Annotated in this window: 4 protein-coding genes and 1 pseudogene; 1 reads left to right on the top strand and 4 read right to left on the bottom strand. The window is 54.9% G+C overall.

What is annotated here, in order from left to right:
• Positions 1-561 (top strand): annotated as a pseudogene (locus VKV29_RS07250) (hypothetical protein); the annotation flags it as partial.
• Between the two features lies 1 nt (position 562).
• Here VKV29_RS07250 and VKV29_RS07245 read toward each other — a convergent pair.
• The 4 genes from VKV29_RS07245 to VKV29_RS07230 form a co-directional block, all read right to left on the bottom strand.
• Entirely contained in the window at positions 563-1,315 is a 753-nt protein-coding gene (locus VKV29_RS07245) for a nucleotidyltransferase family protein (RefSeq protein ID WP_324200638.1), read from the bottom strand.
• Positions 1,312-2,226: a 4-(cytidine 5'-diphospho)-2-C-methyl-D-erythritol kinase gene (gene ispE, locus VKV29_RS07240; protein ID WP_324200637.1), complete on the bottom strand. Its 915-nt coding sequence runs from the start codon at positions 2,224-2,226 to the stop codon at positions 1,312-1,314. The genes VKV29_RS07245 and ispE overlap by 4 nt, the downstream gene beginning before the upstream one ends.
• A complete protein-coding gene (locus VKV29_RS07235; RefSeq protein WP_324200636.1) occupies positions 2,223-3,521 on the bottom strand; it encodes a hypothetical protein in 1,299 nt (432 codons plus the stop codon). Before VKV29_RS07235 ends, ispE begins: the two co-directional genes overlap by 4 nt.
• Positions 3,521-3,734 (bottom strand): tetratricopeptide repeat protein (locus VKV29_RS07230; RefSeq protein WP_324200635.1); only part of this gene is annotated, 214 nt, incomplete at its 5' end. The genes VKV29_RS07230 and VKV29_RS07235, both read right to left, overlap by 1 nt.

Here is a 3,734-nt window from a genome sequence, read left to right as displayed (position 1 = left end):
CGAAGATACAAAGATTATCGCAAATATCGCCCTCAGCTACGCAAAGATTTCCGATTTTGCTGCGCATATTGCACTCTCCACGAAACCATGGTAGGAGGCGAGGCTAACTACTGCATCGATCATTTTCGACCGATTCGAGGGATCTATCCCCACCCTGACCTAGAATGCGAATATACCAACCTCTACTGGGCCTGTAGGGAATGTAATGAAAACAAAGGGGCTAACTGGCCCTCACCAGAGCAGATAGCGGATGGTCTCTATTTCATCGATCCCTGTACTCCTGAAGGCGATCATGACCTTCATTGGAAAACGGAATCGAACGGCACCTTAGTCCCAAAGACGCGAGCAGGCGAATATACTATCGAGAAGCTAAAATTGTGGAGAGAACTGCTTGTCTATCGAAGAAAAGAGATATATAGATGGCGCGAAGAGTTGAATATGCTTATAACTCTTTGGCAGCGCAAACAACTTGGAGAGCTGAACACCGAAGTACAAAGGCGGATAGCGGAGCTTGAAGAACGGTTGAACCCTCCTGCTTTCAATAGGCCTCGAAACTTCTAAGCTATTGCTCTTCAAGACCGCGAAAATCTTCGGGCTTGTCGAGATCGGTCGCCAATTCCGGATGTTCAGAACGCAACGCGCGGGCCGGACTACCGAGCAAGTTGGAAACTCGCGCTTCCAACCACGATACGGTTAACAGCGAGGGAAAGAGGGTCTGAGAAAGAAGCAATCGTAGCAAGGCAGAGGCGCCGAGAAGCTGTGCCAAGCGAAGAGGGCTTTTTCGGGCCGCGTAGGCCGACGCGATCTTGGCTTGCTGCGTGAGAAGCGCCTGAGGTGCAATAAGGGCCAAGTTGCCCCCCGTAAAAACGCCCTCACTTATCCGTAAAGAGGTACGACGTATATTAGGAAACCGCTCATAACAGAGAGAAACCGGCACAATAGGCCAAATAAAACCGGCATGCTCGCGCTTTGCAAGCTGCAGCGAGTCCTCTATAAACCGCAAAACAACATTTCCGGTGAGAAAGGGCAGGTCACATGTAGAGACCAGAACGAAAGGCTCCTCCTTAAAAAAAGACAGCCCCGCAAAAAGGTTCGCAACGAAATCGCCGTGATCGGGCAGAACGTGATAGGCAGCACTCGCAGGCATGTCTCCCACAACACAAATAGACTTTATGCCGGCCTCCTGCATCGCCTCTACCACATGCTCCAACAGGGTTTTGCCGTTGACAACGGCGAGGGCACGATGAGGGCAGCCTATCACCGCCTGCAGTTCCGGTTTGGCCTTACCACCTGCCAAAATAACAACAGGAATCATCCCTCCTCCATGAGGCGCAGTTGATGGAAACGTTCGCGCGTGAGCGTGTGGGTAACGTAGACGTGAGGGTAGCGTTTGCCGAGCAACTCAGCACCATGTAAGGCAGTGCCTTGATCGGAGAAAACGCCGTAAAGGGCGGAACCACTGCCGCAAAGATGGGTTTGCAGCGCCCCGGCCATCTGCATTTCATCCGCAAGCCAGGCCAACTGTGGGTAGGCTTCAAAAACCACTTGCTCGAAGTCATTACACTGAAAGGCCATCGCCCGTTCAAAATCCCCGCAAAGAATCGCCTCCTCCATGCGCTTCGTGGCCCGATGGGAACGGCGATCGGGCCGGGAGTCAAGCGCTTCATAAGCCCATTTTGTGGAGATGCCGATATCCGGCTTCACTATGACTAACCAAAAGGGTGGAATGTCGGGAAGAGGGGTAAGCTGCTCACCACGTCCTCGGGCCACCACGGTGCCTCCTAAAAGAAAGAAGGGGACATCGGAACCCAGTTCCTGAGCGCACTCATGAAGCTCTTGGGAACTTAGCGGAAGTCGCAAAAAACGTTGAATCGCCCATAAGGTTGTTGCCGCATCGCTGCTGCCGCCCCCTAAACCGGCTTGCGAAGGCACGCGCTTTTGTAAATGGAGCGATAAACCATCCGAAGGTGCACACCCCTTCTGCTCGGCTCGCTCCCAAAGGAGTTGCGCGGCTCGAAAAACTAAATTGCTTGCATCGGTCGGTACCTCTATTTGATCGGGTGCTTCACACGTAAAACGAATGCCAGGCGACTCAGAGGGCAACAGCGTAAGCAGGTCATGCAGCGCAATGCTCTGCATGACGGTGGCAAGCGAATGATAGCCATCGGTACGCTTGCTGAATACGTCGAGCGTCAGGTTAATTTTAGCGAAACAGCGTATCTTCATGGGGTCTGAAAGCGCAACGCATCGCTGATCGTGAGACTTGGCGCGAGAGCAAAAAGACGAAAGTTCACCACAAGGGAGGCCTTCGCCAAAATAAGCGGATCGCCGCCGTCGGCTTTCCATTCTGGGGCGACAATGGAGACATCGGCGGCGCTGCCCTGATGGCATTCCCATCGCAGGTTTGTCAACGGCGCTGCAGCAGCGACAATGCCGCTTGTTACCACACCGGCATGATAGGCCGCCACCAGAGGCGTTTGCTCCAGTGGATTGGGGTCGTCTTGGTTGAGAACCAAAGGCGTGCCGTTGGCCGGAGGAGGCGCAAACGTGCTGGGGATAAGCAGCCGCGGCAGCTGCAACGCGCGGAGACGTAGATCGGAGCGCGCAACGAGCCGGAGGCTACAGGCCACTGAGGTTGTATTTGGCTGAACAGTAAAGCTTATCTCCGCATGCCAAAGCCTTCCCACAGAACCGGTAAGGGTAAGGGTTGCGCTCGTTTGGGCATTTTGCACATGGGTGTTCTCCCAATAAAACGCATGCCACCACGGTTCTATCGCATTCTCTGCCGAGCAGACCCTAAGGAGAGGCCACACGATGCCCGCCATCTGCCAATACAAACCGTTGCGCGTAGAAAGCAGCAGAAGTGGTCGCCCGTCCTGCATGCGAACCAGACGTAGCCCTATGCGATTTGCACCTACCCAAGCCCCTTGGGCATCTATGCCCGCAGCCGGTGCCTTTTGCGTGGGTAAGGGGGCACCGAAGTGAGGCGCCTCGCGCAATGGAGGCGGGGCTGCCGAGGCGATCTGGAGCACAGCAGGCACCCCTCCTGCCGGTGTCTGCGCCGATTGGAGGATGGCCGAAGCCAGCATAGGCCCCTCCCCTGTAGGAGCAAGCCGCCACCGATAGACCACGGACTGATGCGGTGCCAACGCAGGAAGAAGGGGGGTGATGTCGCCAGAGGTATAGTCTAGTCCAGACAGAGCAAGGCAACGCAACTGCAGGCTGTTGCCCGGAACCGGACTATCTCCCCGGTTACAGACCACACACATCAATATCACATCTCCCCCATCGGCGGGATTCAGCAAATCCTCTCCAAAATAGAGCAGCTTCACATCGGGCTTTGCGGTTGCAGTGGGGGCTGTTTGCGACGTGGCCGGCCCACTGCAGAATGCCGATACCCCAAGCAACATTCCCCAAAGGGTAAGACATACAATGGCAACCGGTTTACCGAAGAGCTGTGCCCATGAAGTTTGTCTAAGGCACAATACACCCTTTCCACGTTCCCATCGGGGCAGCACCACTACTTCTCTCCTGATAGGCGTCTGAGATTCGCTCTAGCCGGTCGGTTTTTGGGGTCAATCTCCACCGCCTTACGATAGGCGGCCAGCGCCTGATCTTTTTTGCCTAAACGCTCGTAGACCACGCCCAAATTGTTGTAGGCATCGGCAAATTTCGGATTCAGTTGAATCGCGTGCTGAAAAGCGTCCAGCGCCTCCTGCAACTTGTCCTCCTTC

The sequence above is a fragment of the Chthonomonas sp. genome (assembly GCF_035294165.1).
Classification (GTDB): Bacteria; Armatimonadota; Chthonomonadetes; order Chthonomonadales; family Chthonomonadaceae; genus Chthonomonas.
The sequence above is the reverse complement of the archived record's forward strand: the minus strand, read 5'-3'. Positions and strand labels throughout refer to the sequence as shown.

Coding starts and splice junctions, on each gene's coding strand:
- VKV29_RS07245 (WP_324200638.1), bottom strand. CDS start 1,315: ATGATTCCTGTTGTTATTTTGGCAGGTGGTAAGGCCAAACCGGAACTG.
- ispE (WP_324200637.1), bottom strand. CDS start 2,226: ATGAAGATACGCTGTTTCGCTAAAATTAACCTGACGCTCGACGTATTC.